2 protein-coding genes are annotated in these 826 nt (G+C 51.5%); both read right to left on the bottom strand.

All coding sequences use genetic code 11. From position 1 onward, the window contains the following. Positions 1-21: 21 nt before the first annotated feature. Complete coding sequence (tnpB, locus tag AEST_RS12720) at positions 22-369, bottom strand: IS66 family insertion sequence element accessory protein TnpB (protein ID WP_008606915.1); 348 nt, start codon at positions 367-369, stop codon at positions 22-24. After that, positions 366-743 (bottom strand): IS66-like element accessory protein TnpA, encoded by a 378-nt coding sequence (tnpA, locus tag AEST_RS12715; protein WP_008606916.1) that lies wholly within the window; start codon positions 741-743, stop codon positions 366-368. Before tnpA ends, tnpB begins: the two co-directional genes overlap by 4 nt. Positions 744-826 lie beyond the last annotated feature (83 nt).

Here is an 826-nt window from a genome sequence, read left to right as displayed (position 1 = left end):
TAACTCATTGATTAATTGTATTTAAGCTGTGTTTTTTGGCGTATTTTTTCTGGCGGGCGGACGCCAGTCTAAGCCTTCAAGCAGTAGCGCTAACTCCGCTTGGGTTAAATGCACAGCACCGGATTTTGCGACAGGCCAGACGAACTGTCCCTGCTCAAGACGCTTGTAGAATAAACACAAGCCCTGACCATCCCACCACAGTAATTTCACCCGGTCACTACGCCGTCCGCGAAAGACAAACACATGACCACTGAAAGGGTCTTTTTGCAGGACGTGCTGCGCCATGGCAGCCAGGCCATCAAACCCTTTGCGCATATCGGTGAAACCCGCACACAGCCAGATACGCACATCACGCGATAACATCATCATGATAACGCTGCCACCAGTTGCGCTAACAGGGCCGGTGTCGCCTCGTGCAACATCAACTGATGACCACTTCGAAATGACACCGTGATGGCAGCTTTAGGCAAAACGGGGGCTGCTGCATTAGCCGGGCGGACGCTGACAGGTAGAAAAGCTGAAGCAGCTACAGGCGCATCCGGTTCACCTTTAGCGCGTCTGACCCACAAAGCCTGACCCGCCTCAGCTTCACGCATCCAGCGAAATACCTGGTTGGTGTTCACATCGTATTTGCGGGCTAATTCAGAAACGGACAGTGTACGCTCTTTGGATTCTCGGACAATCTGCCATTTAAACTCAGGGGAAAAGACCCGGCGCACATCGGGGTGTTTTAAAGCTGTCATTCATAAGTCTCACAGTTGGCAACAGTGAGCACTATGATGCGTGATCAGTTAGCAAATAAAAGATGTGTTCGCCGGACGCTTAC

The sequence above is a fragment of the Alishewanella aestuarii B11 genome, assembly GCF_000280055.1.
GTDB classification, from domain to species: Bacteria; Pseudomonadota; Gammaproteobacteria; order Enterobacterales; family Alteromonadaceae; genus Alishewanella; species Alishewanella aestuarii.
Note: the sequence above shows the minus strand (reverse complement) of the source record. Positions and strands in the feature narration are given on the sequence as shown.

Bases quoted from the DNA above. Each gene is read 5' to 3' on its own strand.
- tnpB (WP_008606915.1), bottom strand. From the start codon at position 369: ATGATGATGTTATCGCGTGATGTGCGTATCTGGCTGTGTGCGGGTTTC.
- tnpA (WP_008606916.1), bottom strand. From the start codon at position 743: ATGACAGCTTTAAAACACCCCGATGTGCGCCGGGTCTTTTCCCCTGAG.